This window comes from Halobacillus dabanensis (assembly GCF_900114165.1).
Classification (GTDB): Bacteria; Bacillota; Bacilli; order Bacillales; family Halobacillaceae; genus Halobacillus; species Halobacillus dabanensis.
Genome location: NZ_FOSB01000003.1, coordinates 287,630 through 309,980 on the forward strand (window position 1 = coordinate 287,630; position 22,351 = coordinate 309,980).

Below are 22,351 nucleotides of genomic sequence, written 5' to 3' on the forward strand. Positions count from 1 at the left end.
AAATTTTGTATGACCTGGTCACCCATTATTTGGGTGACCAGGTCATACAAAATATTCCAATTATGCGCAAAAATGAAGCCAGGAGCTTGGGACTCCTGGCTTCATTTCATGCGATCATCACGCTCTTCGTCGGAAATGAGTGGACATGTTGGACAGCATTTTGATTTATCGGCATCGTGGAGCATATATTTCATACAGCAATGTCTGCGCACGTATGTTTCTTTGCCATTGTCTGCTTTGTAGTAGCGGAAATGGAAGTTTAATGGGTTGCGTGTGTTTCTTTTGAACAGTTCTTGGGAGGTGAACCATCGGAAAATGATTTCCACCAATTTTTTGTTTTCATGGGTCCGCATTAAAGCACACTTGCGCTGGTGGAGGTTGTGGGAAACGATGGACCGCATATGGGTAGATTTACAACCGGATACTTGAGCGACAGATTGGAACAATGGCTGCAAGTGATCCACGAGGAACGTGTAAATATGCGCTTTAATTTCTTCTTCTGTCAAGTTTTCCATTGCGTGCACATCGTCTTCTTTTACGATATAGTTCATCGCATTCTTCTCTTTTAATTCAATCCCGATATTCGCTGGTGTAGAATCAATAATTAATCCATGGTTAAGAAGGATTTCAAATAGCCCCATTGTATAGACGGAATACATTTTCCCGAACAACAATCCTGTTATGGATTGGTTCGGAGCCTCTAGTTGGTTTGTCTGTATGTGAAGCAGTTCTTTTACTGTATCTTTCTTTTGTATTAACTGATCGGCAAAGAAATGAACTCGATTTTCCTTGTCGTTCCCAATCACGATTTTATGATCATTTTCTACTTGTTTCAATGTAGTATTCATATGAATGACTCCCACATTTCAGTTTTATAATGATAACTGTTATCAATTATAAGCTATTTTTCCTTTCACAACAACAGGAGCATAATAGCCAGGCCTTAAGGAGTAAGCTAAGGTAATGTCCCGATGGATTACTATCGATTGATTTAGGGAATAGGCACTCATACAATAAACATATGACGACCTTTGAGGTGAGAGAAAATGAATGATATAGAGCAAGCACGAACATTTATACAAAAGGAGTTTCCCCATCGGGACGAAAGTGACGCCTCGAATCTGCCTGTAGCAGACAGAACCGTTCTCCATTCATTGGTTCAGGCTGTGATCCGAGAGCATGTTTTCGAGCATGAATGGTCGGACGATAAGAGAATGGTCAGTCTTTCTTTATATTCTGGAGAGTTACTTATACCAATAGCCAATACTTACATATTAGGTCACATCGATGTAGCCGGGTCTATGACTTTTACCGATCATGATGGAAAGCAGTCTCCGGTCGAAACGACGTCTGATTTTCTGGAACTATGTTTTCCGCACGAACAAAAACCTCCGTTTTATCAAGAAGTGGTGAACAGTGTGGCCAATTATGCACTTGCTTTAACAATTGCGGAAAAGCGTAAGGAAGTTTTTCAGAAAAAACAAAAGGATACGTTCACCTATGCAGAAACTTTAAAAAGTCCGCTCACCTTTTTTGAGCAATGGGTGATTCAAGGGCATACGATTCATCCATGTGCCCGGACACGCATCGGGATATCCCCGGAAGAAATCACTCGCTATGCTCCGGAATGGGAAGGGCAGCCAAAGGTGCAACCGGTAGCAGTCCACAAAAGCATATGCCGAGTGAATTCTATTAATGGAGAATCGATGAAGTCTGTAATGTTTAATGATTACCCTCATTTAGAAAAAGCATTTAAGGACAGTTGTCAAAAACACGGACGGAGTCCAGATGATTATGAAATCATTCCTGTCCATCCGTGGCAGTACGAACATACGGTGTTGACCTATTATAGGGAAGCTTTAGAAAATAAAACGCTTTTTCCAATAGAAGGATCTTCGATTCCGACAGCAGCTCTTATATCTTTTCGAACATTAGCTCCTCTTCTTGGTAGTAAGGTCAATCACCATATAAAAACAGCGGTCAATGTCCAGATGACGAGTGCAGTGCGGACGGTTTCCGCTGCCTCAACGAAAAACGGGCCAATCGTATCCCGGCTGTTTCAGGAGATTTTTGCAAAGGACGAAACAATCTCTCATTCTTTAACGATGATGAAGGATGTCGTCGGGATCCATTATGAACCCGGAGAGACGAATGATCGTCATTTTTTACAAAAAAACATGGCTGCAATCCTCCGTGAAAATCCGGAAAAAAACTTAGCGGATAGGGAACTTGCGATTCCAGCTGCTGCTTTAATCGCAGAGTCTCCGGTGACAGGCAAGCTGATTGTCGAGGAAATGGCAGAAAAACACGACTCACTGCGAACATTCATAACCCATTATGCCAAAACTGTATTACCTGGAATCCTTACATTGATCACGAAGTACGGGATTAGTATGGAAGCCCATTTACAAAACTGTGTCATCATATGTGAAAATGGCGCTCCGAAACGTACAGTTCTTCGCGATGTCGGTGGAATCCGCATCATGAATGATCGATTAGACCGCTTCTTTGAAAAACAGCCGATCGATCATAGTACGAATTTGCTGACCGAAGATAGGGAAGAGCTTTTGAATGTTTTCTCTCATGCTCTCCTTCATAATCACTTCGGAGAAATCATCGTCGCTTTAGCGAGACGTTCCTCTGTAACCGAATCGGAGCTGTGGTCAGAAGTGGAGAAGGTCATGAAAGAGATCTATGACCAACTGAAGCAGGACGACCGTATTCGTGAAGATGCGGTATCGGACTTGGAGGCATTGCTCCGTCGTCCGGCAAAGATGAAGTCACTAGTGAAAATGCGTCTATCCAATCAGTTTACAGATAATATATATGTCGATGTCCAGAACCCGTTTTCCCACAGAAAAGAGGTGCATAAAGCATGACTTCTGTAACCGAGCATTTTAATGGAACGATCCCGGGCCCCATGCTGGAAGAAGAACGCTGTATCCGTTTTTTAGAATCTGAACATCCTGGACTTGTTACCCGCTTTCTTGAAAAACGAGAAGAAGGAAGAAAAGGTATTCTGAATAAATTGGCAGATTCGGTTTTGAGAGAAAATATCGATGGTCATTACGTCCAGTCCCATACGGTTGAAAAAAAGAACGGGATCACTTTGGTAGATGGTCACCCTATGCCATGGTCCGGCATTTATAAGAATCTATCCACCCTTTTATTGAAAGAATATCCAACATACAAACTTGTCCTGAAACCCGGCTATGGCATTCTTTTTCCTATTAAGAAGGAGTCTGCGTTTCAATTGGTCGAAACAGGTGCCCCTTTATGGATCGGTGAGAGTGATGTATGGGAAATATCATCTGCAGCAGAGCTTGTTTACTGGTTATTCCGTACAGAGGATTATAAAAATAGGGATAAATTCATCGAAGAGCTGAACAATGGAACGGTGAATTTAACCCTTGCTTATTCCTTCCATGAAGAGTGGAAAGAGAACATTCAAAGAGAAGCGGAACAAATCGGGGTCAGGAATAGTTTGGACTACGTCGATCACAAGCGAAGCACCGGATTTTCACCAAGTTTATTTTTTGAACAGATGGTGGTGGAAGGTCACCATCTTCATCCAGGTGCAAAAACAAAGCTTGGGCTCTCCTATGACAACGTCGTCCGTTATTCTCCTGAGTTTCATCAAACCTTTCCAATCCGGTTGGTGGCTGTGAGATGCAAGGATATGGTGACGACAGATCAAACCTTCGAGGATTACTTTATCGATATTTCACAAAAAGCCAGGCGCGAGCTCGAGGCTTTGGGTTATTCTTCAGATACTTATATCATTCTGCCTGTTCACCCGTGGCAGTACGAGTACGAGATCCAGGTCCTATATAAAGAGGAAATCGAGTCGGAGGCAATTGTACTCTTATCAGAAACAAGAATTCCTGCTGAAGCGACGTCTTCTTTTCGGACTTTGGCACCAAAACAAGCAGGGGCGCCAGTGCTGAAACTTGCTGTGAATAGTCAAATGACCTCAACGGTCCGGTCAATATCACCGCAGACCGCTTTGAATTCTTCGGTTTTCTCATTGATGATGGAAGATATTTTACAAGAAGAGCCCCAATTTTCTATGTTCATACCACTCAATGAGTGGGCCGGAGCGGCTTTTCAATCTTCTGATTCATTGAAAAGCCGAAACTTGACGATGCTTGTGCGGGAAGCAGTCGACGAAAAAGTAGGGGAGGATGAAATCGCCATTGCAGGGATGAGTTTATATGCCGAGTCCCCTGTGAGCGGGAAGCCGGTCTTACACGAAGTTGTCGATCAGTTTGCTGACACAGAGAAGCTCCTTCCAGCAGAAGCTTCCCTTCAATTTTTTAAAGACTATGTAGAGAAAGTTCTGCCCGGGTATTTAACATTGATGGTGAAATATGGAGTAGCGCTTGAAGGTCATTTGCAGAACAGTGTGCCTGTATTCAGAAAAGGGCGATTGTGCAAATTCTTTTTCCGTGATTGGGGCGGGGCTCGTATTTACACGGAACGATTGAGAAATCAAGGGTTGCAGCCAAAGTTTGCCGCAGACTCGGTAAGTGTGACGAATCAGCGATCGGATATGCATAACAAGCTCTACTATACGGTTTTTCAAAATCATTTTGGCGAGATGATTTGTCAATTGGTTTCCTATTCTGGCGTGAATGAATCGTCCTTTTGGAAAGTAGTGAAATCGGTCTGTGAGGATGTGCTCGATCGGTTATCACAGCAGGAAGACATCGCAAGCCAGGTGGAAGAGGATCGAGAGTTTTTGTACCAAGGAACCGTGATGCATAAGTCGCTGACTAAAATGCGTCTTACAGATAGCAGGGGATACGGATATAATGAAGTCCCAAACCCGCTCGCTTAAATAATGTCGGAGGAATACGTTATGAATGTAGAAAAATTTATAGAAAAACAATTGGGCGGGGAACCGGTATGTGCTTATGTATATGACCTCGGAAAGTTGAGAAATCATGCAGAGTCGCTTAAAAAAAGCCTGCCATCCTTTTGCCGTCTTTACTATGCAGTAAAGGCGAACCCGGATGGACGTTTGTTACAGACGCTTGCTTCGACTGTTGACGGCTTTGAAGTCGCTTCAGAAGGAGAGATGGAGAAGGTTCCTTTGAATCGCCCCATGCTTTTCGGGGCCCCTGCCAAAAAAGATCGGGAAATTGCTGCTGCAATCGACCGCGGAGTAGAGGCGATCAATGTAGAAAGTCTTCACGACTTAAATCGAATCGCCCTGACAGCAGAAAAGAAACAGGTGGAGGTTCCTGTGTTGATTCGCGTCAATTTAAGCAGTGATGTTCCGGAGAGCCATCATATGATGTCAGGGGTCCCGACTCAATTTGGTGTAGATGAGCGCGATCTCCCTCAGGTGATGGAAAAAATATTAGATACATCTTGGATTTCGGTAGAAGGCTTTCATTTTCACGCCATGTCGAATAATCTTGATGCACGAGCGCACGTACGTTTTGTGGAATTGTGTTTGGAAAAAGCGAAAATATGGCGCGATCGGTACGAATTATCGGTATCAACGGTTGATATTGGTGGAGGAATCGGAATCAATTATTGGCAGCCAGACGATGCTTTCGATTGGGGAATATTGGCATATGGGCTCCACTCCTTAGAAGCACAAATGGAAGGACTGACCCTGGTGCTTGAGATTGGTCGTTATATGACAGCAGCATGCGGCTCGTATGTGACGGAAGTGGTGGATGTGAAAAAAATCATGACAAGGCTTTTGCATTAGTGCGCGGTGGGTCCCATCATTTGAGATTGCCTGCTGCCTGGAAGATGAGCCATCCTTTTCGCGTTCACCCTACGGAAAAATGGAATTACCCCTTCGCCCGGCCGGAAGTAGTGGATGAAAGGGTGACGATCACAGGGGAACTCTGCACGCCGAATGACGTCCTTGTAAGTGACGAACATGTTGAGCGATTGAGAGCAGGAGATGTGGTCGTTTTCGACTATGCCGGAGCTTATGCGTGGACTATATCGCATCATGAGTTTTTGAGTCATCCTCAGCCGGATTTTGTCTATATTGATGAGGCCTGATCTCTCCGGAGGTCGGGTTTTTTACTTGGGGAAAGGCTGTTGATTTAAATAGTTAGGAAGACGGCATGGTTATGCTGAATTGCGGCGTGAATGGGATGACATTGCTCGATTATCGTGAGGAATGGATCGATTCATTTAAGATTCTGCTCGATTTGATGCTAGTTGAGTAAACAAGCCTTTTCATCTTCGGGCAATCATCGTACAATTAGAAGTTGCACTCATAGGAAAAAGGGGAAAGACAATGATGTTGGAACAAAGTAAGAAAATCATTAATCCAGCGGCTGGCGCTATTGTTATGGCGCTCGGTATATTTTTATTTGGAGCATTGCGAGTGTTTTCTGATCATGGAGAAATCTTCGCTTTTGTGTATTTGATCATTTCTTTACTCATTTTTACGATGCTCATCCGTCAAAGTTTCCAAAAAGACTTTTGGCGTCTGTTTTTGCGTAATCCCGTCAACTCTTTTGTCTTCGGTTCATGGATTGCGGGTCTGTCAGTTTTGTGCCAGGTGCTGATTGAGTATTTCCCTTCTCTAAGGAACTTTGTATTAGTTGGGACAATAGGGGCCACAATTTTATGGATTTTCTTTTTGATCATTTGCGTCCATAACTTTAAACAACTGTGGCAGCGTCCGAACTTCCATGCCACTCATGGGGTTGTATTATTATCTACCGTAGCTACCCAGGCCATTGTTATTTTATGGGCAGGCGTACTTCCAGTGTTACCAGGTTTTCTTGCCTTGGGAACTCTTATTCTTGGAATCTTTTTTTATCTAAATGGATTGGCCCTCATTGTGATTCGTTACAAAAGGGGAAAATGGTCATTGGACGAGGACTGGGCCAACACGAACTGTATTATCCATGGGGCGTTATCTATTACAGGACTTGCAATCGTATCTGTAAATATGTTTTCAGCAACGTTCGTCCTTGGGTATTGGTTGATGGTCGTCCTTGTTATGGTGATGATCGAAACGGTGGAACTATGGAGAGGGTTTGTCCGCGTGAAGAAGCGTGGTTGGATACAGGGTGTATTCACTTACCATATCAGTCAGTGGTCACGTAATTTTACGTTTGGCATGTTTTATGCTTTTACAATGGTTATGCTCGATATTCCTAAGTATACGACGAGCTTCATAGAAGTACAGAAAGTTGTCCTCATCTCGTGGGCATGGGTAGTCATGTTCGCTCTGATCATAGAAATAGCTTTATGGGGCCGAGCTTCCTTCACCCGGTCCGAGCGTTTGGACATGCATCCTGAAAGCTAATCTTCAGAAAGCATGGTACTATGAAAATAGAAAAACGTCGGAGGAGAGGGGGAGATGGAATTTTATGCAGAAAAAGAATAGTAGAAAAAAAGGGCTGCCTTTTGGATCAATCCTTCTACCTGTCCTTCTCCTTTTTTTAGTCTATTTATCTATGAAAGCTCAGCTTGGTGATGGCATGATGAGCAGTACTTCGGAAAAAAGGAAGTTCCGTCCGTTTCTGCACAGGTTTTACAATATGAAGAAAAAATTGAAACATATGCGGAGCGAGAAGACATTGGTGAATATACAGATGTCTTAATGGCACTGATGATGCAGGAGTCCGGCGGGAGAGGCAGCGATCCGATGCAGGCCTCTGAATCGTTGTGTGGGTCTGTCGGCTGTATTGAAGACCCGGAACGTTCGATCAAACAAGGGGTTTCTTATTTTGCCAATACATTAGAGCGGGCAAACGGTGATGTGAAACTAGCATTGCAATCGTACAACTTCGGCTTAGGATTCATTGATTTTGTTATGGACCGTGGTGGGGAATATACACAAGAGTTAGCGATTGAATTTTCTTCTAAAAAATATGATGAATTGAAGCATACGGGTGAATATAACTGTATCCGTGAAGAAGCAGAGCAGTATGGGGCGTGTTATGGGGATATTTACTACGTGGATGCAGTGCTTTCTTATTATGAATCGGATGAAAATCTTTTGGCTTCCTAAAGGCCTTTCAAACTATGACTTGTTTGAGAGGTTTTTTTCATTTTCTCAAGCTTTGAATTAGGGTAGAAAGGCGAACTAATGCACGTCTTTAGAATCAGCTATTTTCAATAAATAATTGTGTTAAAAGTAATGGAAAATTGTACAATTTTTGTGAAATTATCTAAAATAAAAGGGAAGGTTAAAGTCCGTATGAGAATGGGGGTTTATAATGAAAAAAGTAGTGCTTGCTGGCGGGACTGGTTTTATCGGTGGATACTTTCAGTCACGGTTCAGAAAACTAGGTTATGAAGTGAAAGTCATCTCAAGACGGCCGGAATTTATTTCGTGGAACGATCGGAGAGCCATCATAGAGGCACTTGAAGGAGCAGATATGCTGATTAATTTGGCAGGAAAATCTGTCAATTGTCGCTATAATGCCAAGAATAAAAATGAAATAATGATATCAAGAGTCGTAACCACGAACATTTTAGGTGAGGCGATTCTCAAATGTCACGAGCCTCCGGAGGTGTGGATGAACTCCAGCACTGCAACCATTTACCGTCATGCAGAAGACCGCCCGATGACAGAAGAGGATGGGGAAATCGGTTCTGGTTTTTCCGTGGATGTAGCAACCAACTGGGAAGAGAATTTTTTTGCCTTTGAGTTGCCGGAAACGAGGAAAGTCGCCCTCCGTACTGCGATTGTACTCGGAGAAGAAGGGGGCGTGATGACGCCGTATAAAAACTTAGTGAAATTTGGTCTTGGTGGCCAGCAAGGTTCCGGAAAACAAATGTTCAGCTGGATCCATGTGGAAGACCTCTTACAGATTGTCCTTTTTTTAAAAGAGCGAAAAGACCTGGACGGTGTATTCAATTGTTCCGCCCCCACCCCTGTGAGAAATGATGAGTTAATGCGGTTATTGAGGAACAAGGTGGGCCGGGCATTTGGTTTACCTGCAACGAAGTGGATGCTTGAAGTGGGATCGGCAGTGATCCGTACGGAAACAGAACTTGTATTGAAAAGTCGCTGGGTACTCCCTGAGCGATTACAAAAAGCCGGTTTTTCGTTTACATATCCCACTCTTCAAGAAACGTTTGATCATATTCTCTTATGAAAATCTCTCCTTCAAAGGGGAGATTTTTTATTTTCCGGGAAATGATGAAATATCACGATTTAAATCAAATATGGAAGAGGCTGGACTATGTTTTTGCCTCAATACTCCAAGATAATACTTAACAAAAATTTATCAGGAGGAATTATAGCAAAGCATCCGCATATCCATGTTACAATGCAATTAGAAAAATATACCAATAATTTACTGGTCTAATTCTTATTTATGACAAGATTTAGAATAAAGGATAATACAATTAGTAGAAAAATCACTTTGGTTACTTGCCAAAAAAAGAAGGAAAGTGACTGGTTGTACTTAATGCCCGTTTAGTGTAAAATTACACATATATTTCGGGGAGGAGGAGGACAGATGGCTTTTTTATCGAAAGAAGAAAAGCAGAAGGTGTTCAAAGAAGAATTGGAGCATCTAAGAAATAATGGATACATAACATTCGACGAATATACAAGACTTTTAAATGCACGCAGAGAGTATATGGAAGATTTTGAATCTGAAAAAAGGGCAGCAAAGACTATGGCTGCCCATACACAGGACCTACGGGAAGATTTATCGGCAGTACCTCAGCCGGTCGGGAAGTCGGAAGCAACGAAGCCTGTGAAAAAGAAGAAACAGAAAACACCAGAACAAATTCGTGAGCGCAATATTACATGGACACTCATATTAGGAGTGTCGATCCTACTGATCACCGGATTGATTGTCGCGACAAGTCAGTGGGAACAGATGGGGGCAGCCACGAAAGTGATTTCTATATCTTGTGTTTCCCTATTTTTCTTTGCCCTCAGTTACGGAACCGGACGTTTCCTGAAAATCCGGCAGACGGCTTTTGCTTTTTTAACGCTTGGTAGTTTGTTGATCCCAATTGTTATCGTCGCTATTGGTTATTTTGAACTTTTTGGTTCTTACTTATCGCTATTTGGAGAAGGAAGGTATGTGCTCGGTTTGATTGGAGCGTCGTTACCTCTGCCGTTATACGTCCGTCACGCCTTTGTTCATCAGTCACGGTTGTATGTGTGGATCTCTTTATTGTTTTTGACGCTTACCGCAGGATTTGCTATAGGTGCGCTGCCTGTAACTGTTGATGCGTTTTACTTTGGGTTGATGTTGTATAATGCTTGTTTACTCATCAGCTATATTCGTTTGCGAAAGAACGATCATCTTCATTTGTTTATCCGGGAGCTCCCCTTGTTCGCACAGTTGAACCTCGTCGTGTCTACTTTATTGATGTTATTTTTCTTCCAGAGTGAAGTATTCTATAGCTTCAATCTGCTTTTGACTGCAAGCATCTACATGGCGATGGTGTTTGTCTATAAAACGAAAGAGTATCAGTTCGTATTTTCGGTGATGATCGTTTATGCCGTTTACCAGCTCGTTGAGCATACGCCGATGCAATCGCTGGATTCGCTCGTCTATGCCCTGGTCGGTTTGCTTTATATCGGTTTAGCTTATGCGTTCCGCAACCATAGTTTCATAGAAAGAATGTTCCGATACACTAGCGGAATCGTATCCTTTTTGGCATTTCTTTATATCAGTTATGAAGGAATACTCATTCAGAATGAGGCAAGTTCATGGCTTTTATTGTCTGCTTATGGGTTGATTACAATCAATTATTTGGTCCTGTCTCATTTGACTTCTTACAATGTATTTGCCTATCTTACACCGTTTTTCTTTTTTGTAACGGTTGCTCAATTGTGGGATTTATGGAGATTGGGTCCGTGGTTCTTTTTCCTATTCATAACAGCTTCCATAATCCTTTTGTATGTTGGTTTATGGACGAAAGTATTATGGCTGCAAGCGGTTAAAGAGAGCAGTTTCTACGTATCGTTATTGGTTTTAACCGGAAGTCTTTATTACGGTTTGGCTGATCTTCAATATGGTTATGGTGCGCTAATGCTGGTTTTGCTTGGAATTGCTGCCTATTTCGTTCCGGCAAATACCCGGGAATCTGTAATAAACAACACGGCTATCTGGGTCCAGCCACTGGCCTGGCTTTTGGCATCGGCTGTGTTTTATCAGAAGTTGATCGATTGGGCGCCAGGTTACGAAGATGGTTACGCGATGCCGTTCCACTTAGCATTGACGGCTATCATTCTATTAGGAATTCATTATGGATGGAAAAAGTTCGGTCAAAAGGACATTGCCGATTCCTCGTTTTATGTGGCCCAGGGCTCCTATGTACTCGCAATGTTTTTATTGATGGCGAATGTAAGTGTGGATCCGGTCGTAGTAAGGCCGCTGATGTTGCTTGCCGGTATTGGCATGATGTTTTTACTAGTGAGGTATGTCGGCCACTCCTATTTATGGGGATTCGTTTCTGTGGTAGTGCTTGCTTTTTATTTGTCACTCCTTGAACCCCTGCCAATCGAGTCATTTCAGGGAACTCTCACGTATGTGATATTCGCACCTATACTTCTCGTCGTTCTCGCGGAGGTTGGTGAAAAGAAATGGTCCGGGTTACGTCCTTATTTCTATTGGTTAGCACATCTCGTCCAGCCCTTGATTATTGGACTCGTGATGCTGAATCAAATAGGGGAGGGGAATATCCATCCATTGATTTTGATTCTTCCATTGGGAGTCTATATCTACAGTTCTCTCGTTGCAAAGAAAGAATGGGAAATCAAAGCCATGCTTTATGCGGCCTTGAGTACAGGTTTCCTCCTTACCTATGCCGTCCCGGGAGAACATGGACTCTGGGACATTGTTCAGGCAGAATACGCCTTTTTATTGGCCAGTGTGCTGATAGCAGTATTATGGATACTAGTCTCAGAAAAATGGAGGCATCGGATCGAATGGTATTGGATACCTTTTTCTATTTTCGGCCTTTTCACCATCACTGTCGAGGCCCGAATGACAGGGGATTTTGAATGGGGGTGGAATCTTGGTTATGTTGCACTTATCCTATTCTTTTTGCACCGGAGAAATTGGTCAATCGTCCGCTTTGCTCCACTTTTGTCGACTATCCATCTGTGGGAACAGATGAGCATCGTCTGGAGCCGTCCCCAAATGATAATAGCCCTGATTATTTGCACTGTAGTACTGTTAACAGCAGGACGTTATTTCCATAGCCGGCTGATAGGCCCCGATATAATGGTGGACGCCTATTCATGGACCGCCCTTGTGTATATCGCTTATCTGAGTCTCTACACCATAGGGGATGAAAGTGTATGGGTCCGAATTATTCCAGTCCTGTTCGTTGGATTGTGGTTGTTCATGGGGGCAGAGCGTTGGAAAGAAAACATCATCACCAAAAGTTTCTACACAGTGGCAGTTGCCAGTATCTATGGTGCTTATCTGATGGTTTTAAAAGAATATGCAGAGGTGATCCCTGATCTAATCTTTGCTGAGCTTCAAGTGTTGCCACTACTTGGTGTACTTGTAGCTCTTAAGCGAAAAACATGGTGGGATTATCGTTCTGTGCTAAATCATGTGCAGTTTGCTCTGCTTTTGTTTATTGCAGGCTACCTCGTTGTAGATGCGATTCAAAGCCACACGATTTGGGATGCATGGGTGATTGGAGGGTTGTCGTTAATTTCGATGGTCATCGGAATGCAGCTCCGCATCAAATCGTATTTCCTCGTGGGAATGGGGGTGTTGATTTTTAATGTCATCTACCAAACCCGCCCGTACTGGGGACAGATGCCATGGTGGGTATACTTGCTTATTGCTGGCCTCGTTTTGATTGGGATCGCCAGCTATAATGAATGGAAAAAACAGCGTTCGGATTCGGAACAACCTGTAGAGCAAAAGTGGAAAAAGGTTTGGGCAGCATTTAAAAAATGGAATTAATGCAGCAGCCATCTCCATCAATCGGACTTTCCTGAAAGTTGATTATTGATCCTCAGACAATGGCGCAAAAGTTAGTTGAAAAAATGGCTTTCAACTTTCGCTTTGGAATGCGGTTGAAAAGTGGGAAGGTCATGAATGGGAATTGTTCCATCCCCCGGACTCGGTTATATTTAACTAATATTATCGTTTACAAAAAAAAGGAGGTGTAAGGGTGAAACTAGGCGCTTATTCTTTAAGTTTAAATGTAAAAGATATTCATGCCTCAAAATCCTTTTATGAAAAATTAGGGTTTGAAGTCTTGGGTGGAGATATTACTCAGAATTGGCTCATTATGAAAAATCAAGATTGTATCATTGGGCTTTTTCAAGGAATGTTTGAAAAAAACAACCTGACTTTTAATCCAGGATGGGATCAAAATGCTGAAAACCTTGAATCCTTTACAGACATCAGAGAGTTACAAAGTAAGCTGGAAGGAAAAGGGATTGAAATCATTTCTCGAGCAGAGGCATCAAAAGAAGGTCCGGCACATTTTACAATAGAAGATCCTGATGGTAATCCTATCCTCGTAGATCAACACAGGTGAAAAAATAGACTTAGAAACTACATACAAGATTTTTAACAACCATGCTTAAAAATAATCGTTTATGGGCGTCATCTGTATATCCAGGTTGACGCCTATACGTTCGTCAGGAGGTTCTACCATTAAGAGGGTTACCAACCATCTGAAAAAGATCTCGTGTAAAAGTTACATTCTTTTCTTTAAACGGAAAAGGAAGTTTCACCTTTCTGGGCTCTGTGCATAAGATGAGGGAGTGAAGGAGGGTGATGGAATGAGTAATCAGGGGAACCCCCAAATGCAAGGGGCCGGTCAACAGCCACAAAACATCCATGATTTTTGTCATCATAACCTTTATCAAATGGTCCAAATTCAGATGAATGACGGGCAGATGCATGCAGGGATCCTGCATAGTTTTGATGATGAACAGATGTATATGATCATGCCGACGAATCAACAACAATCCGGAAATCAGCGGAATGACAGTCGTTTGTTCTTCCCGTTTTTCGGCCCGTTCGGTTTATTCGGGTTTCCGTTCTGGGGCATTCGTAGATGGGGGCCGTTTTATCCATACTGGTGGTAATCATACGAAAGAAGGTCACTGGTTCAAGTCAGTGACCTATTCAGTTTTTTGGAAATTTTTGTGTTAAGATGGAGGTGAGTAAGAAGCGTAGTGGAGGGGATGATGGAATAGGAAATGGATGTTTTTTCTGGCAGCTATAACCATGCCCATTTCTCTTATTCTTGGTAGGGCGGCAGAGGGGTTAATTGTATCCATGATTTTTCTTCTATTATCCGCTTACTTTAGTAAAACCAGGGAGAGATCTTAAATGAGAAATATGGTAGGAGTATTATCTACCGTTTTATTTTTAGCTGGAATCTTAACCTATCTATTTACTTTGTTCGGTTATGAAAAATTATTAAGGGTGGGTGTCGTACTAGCTTTCGTAGGGTTCATGTTGTCCTTGTTTGCTTCTAGTTCTGTTTATCAGAAGATTGGAGCGTTTGGGAATGGAATGATCCTATTCTTCGCCATTCTCCTGCCATTTTTCGTAACGACATTTTTATGGAACCAACCGTAAATCAGAGGGAAGTAAGTTATGAATTAGAAGTGTTAAGAAGCAACTCTTCACTTACAAGTAATGAATGAAAGAGAGAGGAGAAAAACAATGAATCGACTGAACTGATAACTTTTGGGGACGGAAGATATTGTAAAGGCTCCTTCTTTTTATAAGAAGGGTGGTTTTTTAGATTTTTATCAGAGTGACAGCGGGTACCCTGCTATATAGTACACAGGGGGCTGGCGTCAATAGGACGTTAAAGAATTGGTGAGGGTTTACGAAGGGGGAAAGGGAATGAAAAAATATCGTAACTTTTTCTTTGTCATGGTATCCGTGTTGTTTATGCTTTTGGCTGCTTGCGACTCTTCTGATGTGTCAAAAGCTACATCGGACAACCAGTCATCAAGTAGTGATTCGACTCAAAACATGAATGGTGAATCATCAAATGAGGACATGACAAATAAAGGAGAAAATGAGAGTAAAACAGAAAATACTTCAGAAGCTGCGGAAGACATACAGCAAAATGACCAAGAAAATCCTTCCAATAACAGTAAAAAGGAAGCATATCTTAAAAATCTGAATGACATGGAAGAAGCAGATAAACATGCAGAGGCTAAAACAACCATGGCAGACATGGAGGAACAAGAGAAGCAGAGATACGAAAAGTGGGATGAAGCTTTAAATGAAATCTACGGAGTGTTGAAGGAACAGCTCAGTAAAGAACAGATGGATCAATTAAGAGAAGAGCAGCGACAATGGATAAAATACAGAGATGAAGCGGCTGAAGAAGCGTCCCTCGAATATAAGGGTGGTTCAATGGAATCCTTAGAATATGTGGCTGCACAAGCAAGCCTTACGAAAGAAAGGGCTTATAAGTTAGTTGCCCATTATATGGAGTAATTGTTCAGCTTTTATTGTGTTCATAGATGAAAGAAATTGGTAAGAAGTATTTCAGGTTAGGATGGCGATTATCATTCTTCAAGATCCAGATTACATAATGGAACAAATCCTTGGACTGAATGATGATACTGTGGTTCACGGACCGTAGGAAATCAGCTATTTAATAGGAGGAAAAAAAATTGACGGAACTTAATAAGGAGTTGTCATTAGAACAACGCGAGGAATTAATCAATACTTTGCAAGCACGATTTGAGAACAACATGAACCGCCATGAAGGGATGGAATGGGCGAGAGTTCAGGAAAAGTTGGAGGCCAATACCGAAAAGTTATGGTCGCTTAATGAAATGGAAATCACTGAGGGCGAACCGGATGTGGTCGGTTATGATAAAGAGACAGACGAATACATTTTTTATGATTGTTCAGCAGAAAGCCCTAAAGGCCGCAGAAGTGTCTGTTATGACCGGGAAGCCCTCGAATCCAGAAAAAAACATAAACCCGGAAATAGCGCTCAGGATATGGCAACTGCGATGGGCATAGAACTTTTGACAGAAGAACAATATCGAGCGTTGCAGGAACTTGATCATTTCGATAAGAAAACATCGAGTTGGGTCCAAACACCTGAAGATATCAGAAGCCGTGGCGGAGCGTTATTTTGCGATTTTCGTTTTGGTCATGTCTTCCTGTATCACAATGGAGCGGAATCCTACTACGCGTCCAGGGGGTTTCGGGGATCGCTGCGTGTTTAACTAGCACGGTCAGCAAGTTATATAATGGATAGGGGCCTTCTAAATGCTTTTGCGTAATTTGGGGGGAAGTCATTCATTCAGCATGGGGAATCGTTTGAAGAGAAAAAAGAAAGCTGAGCCGCATGTTCAGCTTTCTTTTTAATGAAGTTTTTGTGTTTGATGGGAAAGGCCGTATATGCTTTAGTTTTGATTCGAATAAATCATGACAAAATGCAGGACGGCTGGATCAGTATCATTGTTTACATATCCATGTCTTTGATCTGCGTGAAATTTAATGGAGTCATAGGTATTCAAATCATAGACCTCATCTTGTATATGGATGGTGACACTTCCGTCCATAACGGTTACATATTCAATGACACCTGGCTGGTGCGGATCTGCGAAATACTCGCCGCCTGGATTTAAGGTAGCGCGGTGGGTTTCTAATGATCCATAGCCACTATTTGTGAACATAGGCTCTAGGGTAAGATTTTCATTTGCACTTAAAATTTTGTTTCCTTCGTTATTTCTTGAAAGGACCACCTCTTGTTTCTCGGTGAGTAAAGCCGAGATGGGAATAGCCAGACCGTTGGCAATTTTCCAAATAACCGTCAAGGAAGGGTTAGCTTCCCCTCTTTCAATCTTTCCTAACGTTAATTTACTTACATCGGTTTGATCAGCTAATTCCTGTAAACTAATGCCCTGGGATTTCCTGATGCCTCTTAACCTCATTCCTACTTGTCGATTGAGCTTTTCTGCTTCTGTTATTTTCTGCTCATCCATGACTGAATCTCTCCCTTTCGTTTTATTTCCTTGATTCACAAAATATTCTGTATACTATGTTATACTTTGAGTAAACTTTAATATACTTTTTAGGGGGAAGGCGGGACTTTTTTAATGAAGGAAATTTTACTCGGGATTACAGCGTCTATGTTTTTTGCCGTTACGTTTGTATTGAACCGTTCCATGGAGGTGGCTGGTGGAAGCTGGATGTGGAGCTCGTCCCTTCGCTTTATATTCATGGTTCCTTTTTTAATATTCATTGTACTAATCAGACATAACATAAAACAAGTGATTCTAGAATTGAAAAAGGCTCCCCTTCCGTGGCTGGGGTGGAGTTTTGTAGGATTTGTGCTTTTTTATGCGCCGTTAACGTATGCGGCTGCGTATGGACCTGGCTGGCTTGTAGCAGGTACGTGGCAGGTGACGATTTTAGGGGGAATATTAGTTGCTCCTCTGTTCTACTATACAGTGCAAACCGAAACCGGTCCGCTAAAGCAACGACATCGAATTCAAAAGAAGGCTCTGCTTGTGTCAACGATCATCCTTATTGGAGTTATGCTGATTCAATTTCAAAAGATGGGCGATTTGACTTTCAGTGAGGCGTTAGCTGGAATTCTTCCTGTGTTAGTAGCCTCCTTTGCCTATCCGCTCGGCAATCGTAAAATGATGGTCCTTTGTGACGGGCGATTGGATACGTTTCAGCGAGTGTTAGGAATGACCATTGCGAGTCTCCCATTCTGGCTGATTCTATGTATTGTCGCTTTGTTCCGTGTAGGTGCTCCTTCTCAGGGACAGCTTTTCCAATCGTTCATTGTCGCTGTTTGCTCTGGGGTCATTGCAACAACACTGTTTTTTATTGCGACAGATCGTGTAAGGCTCCATCAAGGGAAGCTTGCCGCTGTCGAAGCCACACAGTCTACCCAAGTCTTGTTTGTAGTAGTTGGTGAAAGCCTGCTTTTAGCCAGTCCTTTACCAGGAAATGTGGCGATGGCCGGGATCGGAATTATTATTTTCGGTATTATTATGCATAGTTTTAGTGTGAGAGGGGCTGCTAGCAAAACTGGAGCTTTGCCGAAAGTGAGAAAAAAAGTACTATGACACATTTATGGCGAAGGCTTTGTTAATAATGACGAAACGGTTATAATCAATGTAAGAAGGAGGGCAGATGTTATGCCCTCCTTTTACTGAATTACAAGTCCATCGGTTAATTTCCAGTGAGATTCCTTTTCCAAACTTCCTTGCTTATTTATTTTCCCCTTCACCTTGATTGGGTCGCCGCGGTCGATATTCAAATCCAGCGATTGCCCTTCTAGATTCTGAGTTTCGACGACAAATGTGTAAGGTAACATTTCGGTGCTGTTGGTTTCCATGTTCAACCAGTTTTCCCCGTTATACGACTCGCCCCCATAAACGACGAGGAAATCAGGAAAAGTTTGTACAAGAACCCCTTCCCATGTTACTTCTTTATTGTACATAAAGCGGACAAAGGTGGCAGATTTCAGGGATGGCTCCAGATCGTAAAAGGAGTCGACAGTTCCTTGGAATCCACCAATCTTTCCGTTTCTGAACTTGTGCACGAAATCTTTGCTGTTCTGGTGAGTTATAATAGGCTTTATAAAGTCCTTCCACCGGTTCCCTTGCCTCGAGAACGGATTGAAAACTATCCAATTGTTTCATGGATCCTAAGAAAATCAGTACAATATTTTCATGGACGAGAGCAATCGGTTCATCTTTGAATTGTGCTGCATCATCGGCAGTTTCGAATTCTATGATATCAATATCTTTGGTGGAGATCCCGTCAACAAAGGCTGGATGGTCCTGGATGTGATCAGCCGGGCTCTCTGGTTCACCCTCTAAAAGATTAGAGTTTTGAGCCACTGATAGACGTTTTCTGCTGTATATTCTCTCGGATCTTCTTCTTTCGCGATTTCACCTTCTTGCATACCCTCTTCGGCTGTTTCATCTTGTTCCCCATTTGTCTGTTCAGGATACTCTTCTTCCATGCAACCTATGAGCAAGAGTAAAAAAGCAGGAAGTATCCATAATTTCACTTTCACATTGTTCCTCCTTCAGATTGTCATACGAAGTTATTATAAAGCAGTCATGGAATGGTGGGAAGAAATGGCGTAGTTTTCCTATAAAATAGTGACAAAAATTTTCTGAATCCTCTATGATGATAAATAGATGAATAGGAGCAGTTGGATTTTTCCATCTTTAGTATGTTACCAATGGGCCCACCGCTAGTACTATTTTCCCGCACTTATATGTGTAGCTCGGAACAGTGTTCATGTTAATCAGTATCGCGGCTGTTTTATGGCGGTGCAGAGGATTATAAAAAGGAGATAATGACAATGTCTGTTACGTTTGAAAAGCTTACCGAACCAACAAGAGAGATCGCTGAATCCTATAACCAGTGGGAAAACGATCCGGATCTTATTCCTATGATCCGCCCAAACAAGGATAAAGAGGCAGCTGGGAAAAGATATACTGTGACTGCAGAAAATCTGCGAAAACGGCTGCAGGATCATGAGGTTTTTCTTATTTATGTGGAAGGTGTGTTAGTCGGAGAAATGAATTATATAGTGAATCCTGGCCATTTGTTTGATAAAAGGCAGGATACCGCCTGGATCGGAATAACGATTGGTGAACCGGATGGGCGGGGAAAAGGTGCCGGTTATCAGGCGATGCGTTTTTTGGAAAAGGAAATCGCTGCTCGTGGTCTGAAGCGGATCGAGTTAGGGGTTTTTGAATTTAATGAAACTGCGCATAAGTTGTATAGGAAACTCGGCTATAGAGAGGTTGCTAGAATCCCGGACTTCACCTATAAAGATGGAAGCATGTGGGCGGACATTCGTATGGAAAAGCATTTATAGGAGGGGACGTTGTGGAAATAAGGAAAATGAGAAGAGAAGATCACCGGGTTGTGTCACCAAAGCTCAATGAATGGTGGGGAGGAAGGCAGATGTCATCCATGATGCCCCGTTTGTTCTTTGACCATTTCCACGATACTGGTTTTATAATAGAAGAAGACCATACGATGGTCGGTTTTCTCGTCGGCTTTCTATCTCAGAGCGAGCCAGACGAGGCGTATATTCATTTCGTCGGTGTGGCTCCTGAATATAGAGAGCGGCACATTGGACGTCAATTATATGAAACTTTCTTTCACAAGGCCATGAAAGAAGGAAGGGCAATTGTTAGAGCGATCACTTCTCCGGTAAACAAAGCCTCGATCGCTTACCATAAGAAAATGGGGTTTGAAATCCAATCGGGGGACGGAGTAATCGACGGGATTCCGGTTAGTCTCAACTATGATGGAGAGGGCGGGCATCGCGTTTTGTTTAAAAAAGTATTAAATCAACCAGATGGATGATGTGTATTTGGACAAAAACTTTTATAATAGAGAGAACAAGGTTTGCAAAATGATAGAGAACCCTTCATATTGGTAGAAAAGGAGGCCCGAAATGCGACACGATATACAACCGAATGAACGAGCTTACTCTACAAAAGAAGTAGCCGAAGAGGTCGGCATCGCAACGACGACTGTAAGGCGGTATGGGCAACTTTTAGAACAGAACGGTTATGAGTTTTTTAAAGATGGGGATCGTCGGATTTTCGTAAAGTCTGATGTCGAAGTGCTGAAAGATATCCGTGATGCGGACATGCCGAAAGAAGACCGGGTGAAAGAAATTGTCCAAGAACAAAAGGAAATGCTGGCTGGATATAATTCCCGTGAAATAGCCATAGCGGATACATACCAATCTGGACTGCAAGGCCCGGACCAGACGAAAGAGATGTTCCGCATCCTTGTCAATGAATTGGCGGCAACACGTGAAATGAATGTGCAATTGCAGAATGATATGACTGAACTGAAAACGACTGTTTCCCGCCTGAAACAGGATCACCATGTCATCAGCTCTGGTGTCGGTAATTTTTCTCAAAAAACGCATACGAAAATGGACAAGATGATGCAACAGCAACAAGAGCAGTACGAAGAGTTATTGCAACGGGAGAAAGAGAAGAGTGAATACCTTCAGAAAGAGATCCAGGAGATGCGGGAAGAACAGAAGAAGGAATGGCAGTCGCAAAATGATTTTAATGAACGACTGGAAAATACGGTCAAACATTCGAGAGGGACATTAGGGAAGCTTATTTCCTTGTTCCGTAAATAGGCCAAGGGAAACGCTTGAATCGGTTGGGGTTCAAGTGTTTTTTGTATCATATACTCATGATGAAGAAGGGATGAGATGATGTACAAACTGGTAGTATCCTTGTTTTTCGTCCTCCTGGTCACAGGTGCTCAACCGTCTGCCGCTTATGTTGTTCAGGAAAATCCGGGAAGTAAACCTTCTAAGGAAGAAAATGGGGACAGGGATTTGCCTGCAAAATTGGTGTTATTGGGTCCGGAGGCTGAAGAGAGGTTGGAGATAACAAATCCAGCTGCTGTCTTCGAAGTGATGAAAGCGATAGAAAATGCAAATCAAACCGATAGGACGGAGGATAAAGGAGAAAAGTTGGGGACGCTCGAATTAAAGGAAAATAAGTGGATGGCTATTCATTATTCGAAAGATCGATCTTCCGTTCTTTTCGAGTGGGAAGAAAAGACAAGCTTCATGGAACGAAGAAAGTTCTTTGCTCTTTTCCAAGCTGAAAGGAAAGCAGAGCCCCTCCCACCAGGGGAAGGAGGAGATGTTCAACCAATCCCTCCAGCTGATGGAGTCCATTCTGATGACATCATTCCTCTTCCGTAAACGGTTTGCCTCGAACGTACGTTTTCCGTCCAAAGTTGTATATGACATTCCTCCCTTTCTCTGATACCGATTCGACTCCATTCCCGTAATCTGTAGAATAAGGAGGTTATGAGGAATGAGTATCGTTATTTTTAGTGGAACACCAAGAAAGCATGGACGGACGCGGCAGGTAGCCAAAGAGGTTGCGGAAAAATTGGACGGTACGTTAGTCGATTTGAGTGAAGGGAGTTTACCTATGTTTAATGGGGAGGATGCTCAAGGGCAAAACGAGACTGTCCAATGGTTAAGAAAAATAGTCGAAGAAGCCGAGGCATTTGTATGGGTATCGCCGGAATATCATAATGGTATGAGCGGAGCACTGAAGAATGCGCTGGATTACCTGGGGTCGAATCATTTCAAAGGAAAGCCGACTTTACTGCTTGCTGTATCCGGCGGCGGTAAAGGTGGAATCAATGCCCTTAATCAAATGCGTACGATTGGGCGGGGTTTATATGCGGATGTTGCAGCTCAACAAATGATTTTTGATCCAGATGATTTTATTGGGGATGGGCGCTTGAGTAGAGAAAGTGAAGAGAAGCTGCAAGAAGTGCTGAGCGGATTCTTTCCGGTACAAGTGTGAGACGGTGTTTGGAGGAATCCGGGCGTTAATTTAGAATCCGACATTAGTATTTAAGTATTCGACACC

The 22,351-nt window shown here is 42.7% G+C and carries 25 protein-coding genes; 20 read left to right on the forward strand and 5 right to left on the reverse strand.

Features of this window, described 5'->3' with window-relative positions; translation table 11 throughout:
- Positions 1-101: 101 nt before the first annotated feature.
- Positions 102-848, reverse strand: a complete 747-nt coding sequence (locus tag BMZ58_RS07395) for an IucA/IucC family C-terminal-domain containing protein (RefSeq protein WP_075035904.1) — start codon at positions 846-848, stop codon at positions 102-104.
- A gap of 198 nt (positions 849-1,046) precedes the next feature.
- Here BMZ58_RS07395 and BMZ58_RS07400 point away from each other — a divergent pair, with 198 nt between their 5' ends.
- The 14 genes from BMZ58_RS07400 (at position 1,047) to BMZ58_RS07455 (ending at position 16,156) form a co-directional block, all read left to right on the forward strand.
- Positions 1,047-2,879, forward strand: a complete 1,833-nt coding sequence (locus BMZ58_RS07400; RefSeq protein ID WP_075035905.1) for an IucA/IucC family protein — start codon at positions 1,047-1,049, stop codon at positions 2,877-2,879.
- Complete coding sequence (locus BMZ58_RS07405; protein ID WP_075035906.1) at positions 2,876-4,840, forward strand: IucA/IucC family protein; 1,965 nt, start codon at positions 2,876-2,878, stop codon at positions 4,838-4,840. Before BMZ58_RS07400 ends, BMZ58_RS07405 begins: the two co-directional genes overlap by 4 nt.
- 21 nt (positions 4,841-4,861) lie before the next feature.
- Positions 4,862-5,725, forward strand: coding sequence for an alanine racemase (locus tag BMZ58_RS07410; RefSeq protein ID WP_244151507.1), 864 nt, complete (start codon positions 4,862-4,864; stop codon positions 5,723-5,725).
- The gene (locus BMZ58_RS21430; RefSeq protein WP_244151508.1) at positions 5,725-6,030 is read left to right on the forward strand and encodes a type III PLP-dependent enzyme domain-containing protein; all 306 of its coding nucleotides are present in this window, start codon (positions 5,725-5,727) and stop codon (positions 6,028-6,030) included. Before BMZ58_RS07410 ends, BMZ58_RS21430 begins: the two co-directional genes overlap by 1 nt.
- A 241-nt stretch (positions 6,031-6,271) precedes the next feature.
- Entirely contained in the window at positions 6,272-7,294 is a 1,023-nt protein-coding gene (locus tag BMZ58_RS07415) for an SLAC1 family transporter (RefSeq protein WP_075035907.1), read from the forward strand.
- Between the two features lie 64 nt (positions 7,295-7,358).
- Positions 7,359-7,592 (forward strand): hypothetical protein, encoded by a 234-nt coding sequence (locus BMZ58_RS21325; protein WP_208601407.1) that lies wholly within the window; start codon positions 7,359-7,361, stop codon positions 7,590-7,592.
- Positions 7,568-8,002 carry a lysozyme family protein gene (locus BMZ58_RS07420; protein WP_244151513.1) on the forward strand — a complete coding sequence of 145 codons (435 nt, stop codon included), beginning with the start codon at positions 7,568-7,570 and terminating at the stop codon, positions 8,000-8,002. Before BMZ58_RS21325 ends, BMZ58_RS07420 begins: the two co-directional genes overlap by 25 nt.
- Before the next feature lie 205 nt (positions 8,003-8,207).
- Positions 8,208-9,095 carry a TIGR01777 family oxidoreductase gene (locus BMZ58_RS07425; RefSeq protein WP_075035908.1) on the forward strand — a complete coding sequence of 296 codons (888 nt, stop codon included), beginning with the start codon at positions 8,208-8,210 and terminating at the stop codon, positions 9,093-9,095.
- Positions 9,096-9,461: 366 nt separating this feature from the next.
- Positions 9,462-12,893: a hypothetical protein gene (locus BMZ58_RS07430; protein ID WP_075035909.1), complete on the forward strand. Its 3,432-nt coding sequence runs from the start codon at positions 9,462-9,464 to the stop codon at positions 12,891-12,893.
- Positions 12,894-13,104: 211 nt separating this feature from the next.
- Positions 13,105-13,476, forward strand: a complete 372-nt coding sequence (locus BMZ58_RS07435; RefSeq protein ID WP_075035910.1) for a VOC family protein — start codon at positions 13,105-13,107, stop codon at positions 13,474-13,476.
- A gap of 247 nt (positions 13,477-13,723) precedes the next feature.
- A complete protein-coding gene (locus tag BMZ58_RS07440) occupies positions 13,724-14,032 on the forward strand; it encodes a hypothetical protein (RefSeq protein WP_075035911.1) in 309 nt (102 codons plus the stop codon).
- 247 nt (positions 14,033-14,279) lie between these two features.
- The gene (locus BMZ58_RS07445; protein ID WP_075035912.1) at positions 14,280-14,531 is read left to right on the forward strand and encodes a hypothetical protein; all 252 of its coding nucleotides are present in this window, start codon (positions 14,280-14,282) and stop codon (positions 14,529-14,531) included.
- 273 nt (positions 14,532-14,804) lie between these two features.
- Positions 14,805-15,410 carry a lysozyme inhibitor LprI family protein gene (locus BMZ58_RS07450; protein ID WP_075035913.1) on the forward strand — a complete coding sequence of 202 codons (606 nt, stop codon included), beginning with the start codon at positions 14,805-14,807 and terminating at the stop codon, positions 15,408-15,410.
- A 179-nt stretch (positions 15,411-15,589) separates the two neighbouring features.
- The gene (locus BMZ58_RS07455; RefSeq protein ID WP_075035914.1) at positions 15,590-16,156 is read left to right on the forward strand and encodes a DUF4256 domain-containing protein; all 567 of its coding nucleotides are present in this window, start codon (positions 15,590-15,592) and stop codon (positions 16,154-16,156) included.
- A gap of 180 nt (positions 16,157-16,336) precedes the next feature.
- On the opposite strand, the gene BMZ58_RS07460 is transcribed toward BMZ58_RS07455, so the two are convergent.
- Entirely contained in the window at positions 16,337-16,918 is a 582-nt protein-coding gene (locus BMZ58_RS07460; RefSeq protein ID WP_075035915.1) for a helix-turn-helix domain-containing protein, read from the reverse strand.
- A 114-nt stretch (positions 16,919-17,032) separates the two neighbouring features.
- Between BMZ58_RS07460 and BMZ58_RS07465 the strand changes: the two genes are divergently transcribed.
- Positions 17,033-18,016 (forward strand): DMT family transporter, encoded by a 984-nt coding sequence (locus BMZ58_RS07465; RefSeq protein WP_075035916.1) that lies wholly within the window; start codon positions 17,033-17,035, stop codon positions 18,014-18,016.
- A gap of 83 nt (positions 18,017-18,099) precedes the next feature.
- Here the strand turns inward: BMZ58_RS07465 and BMZ58_RS07470 are convergent, their stop codons facing one another.
- The 3 genes from BMZ58_RS07470 to BMZ58_RS07480 are packed head-to-tail and all read right to left on the reverse strand — an operon-like array spanning position 18,100 to position 18,975.
- The gene (locus BMZ58_RS07470) at positions 18,100-18,393 is read right to left on the reverse strand and encodes a hypothetical protein (protein WP_075035917.1); all 294 of its coding nucleotides are present in this window, start codon (positions 18,391-18,393) and stop codon (positions 18,100-18,102) included.
- Positions 18,383-18,796 carry a hypothetical protein gene (locus BMZ58_RS07475; protein ID WP_075035918.1) on the reverse strand — a complete coding sequence of 138 codons (414 nt, stop codon included), beginning with the start codon at positions 18,794-18,796 and terminating at the stop codon, positions 18,383-18,385. The genes BMZ58_RS07470 and BMZ58_RS07475 overlap by 11 nt, the downstream gene beginning before the upstream one ends.
- Positions 18,772-18,975, reverse strand: coding sequence for a hypothetical protein (locus tag BMZ58_RS07480; RefSeq protein WP_075035919.1), 204 nt, complete (start codon positions 18,973-18,975; stop codon positions 18,772-18,774). The genes BMZ58_RS07475 and BMZ58_RS07480 overlap by 25 nt, the downstream gene beginning before the upstream one ends.
- A gap of 294 nt (positions 18,976-19,269) precedes the next feature.
- Here BMZ58_RS07480 and BMZ58_RS07485 point away from each other — a divergent pair, with 294 nt between their 5' ends.
- The 5 genes from BMZ58_RS07485 to BMZ58_RS07505 all read left to right on the forward strand — a co-directional run bounded on the left by BMZ58_RS07485 (position 19,270) and on the right by BMZ58_RS07505 (position 22,285).
- On the forward strand, positions 19,270-19,791 hold the full coding sequence (locus BMZ58_RS07485) for a GNAT family N-acetyltransferase (RefSeq protein ID WP_075035920.1): 522 nt from the start codon (positions 19,270-19,272) through the stop codon (positions 19,789-19,791).
- A gap of 11 nt (positions 19,792-19,802) precedes the next feature.
- Positions 19,803-20,288, forward strand: coding sequence for a GNAT family N-acetyltransferase (locus BMZ58_RS07490; RefSeq protein WP_075035921.1), 486 nt, complete (start codon positions 19,803-19,805; stop codon positions 20,286-20,288).
- Positions 20,289-20,379: 91 nt separating this feature from the next.
- Positions 20,380-21,087, forward strand: a complete 708-nt coding sequence (locus BMZ58_RS07495; RefSeq protein ID WP_075035922.1) for a MerR family transcriptional regulator — start codon at positions 20,380-20,382, stop codon at positions 21,085-21,087.
- Between the two features lie 75 nt (positions 21,088-21,162).
- A complete protein-coding gene (locus BMZ58_RS07500) occupies positions 21,163-21,666 on the forward strand; it encodes a hypothetical protein (RefSeq protein ID WP_139207308.1) in 504 nt (167 codons plus the stop codon).
- 115 nt (positions 21,667-21,781) lie between these two features.
- Complete coding sequence (locus BMZ58_RS07505) at positions 21,782-22,285, forward strand: NADPH-dependent FMN reductase (protein ID WP_075035924.1); 504 nt, start codon at positions 21,782-21,784, stop codon at positions 22,283-22,285.
- Positions 22,286-22,351 lie beyond the last annotated feature (66 nt).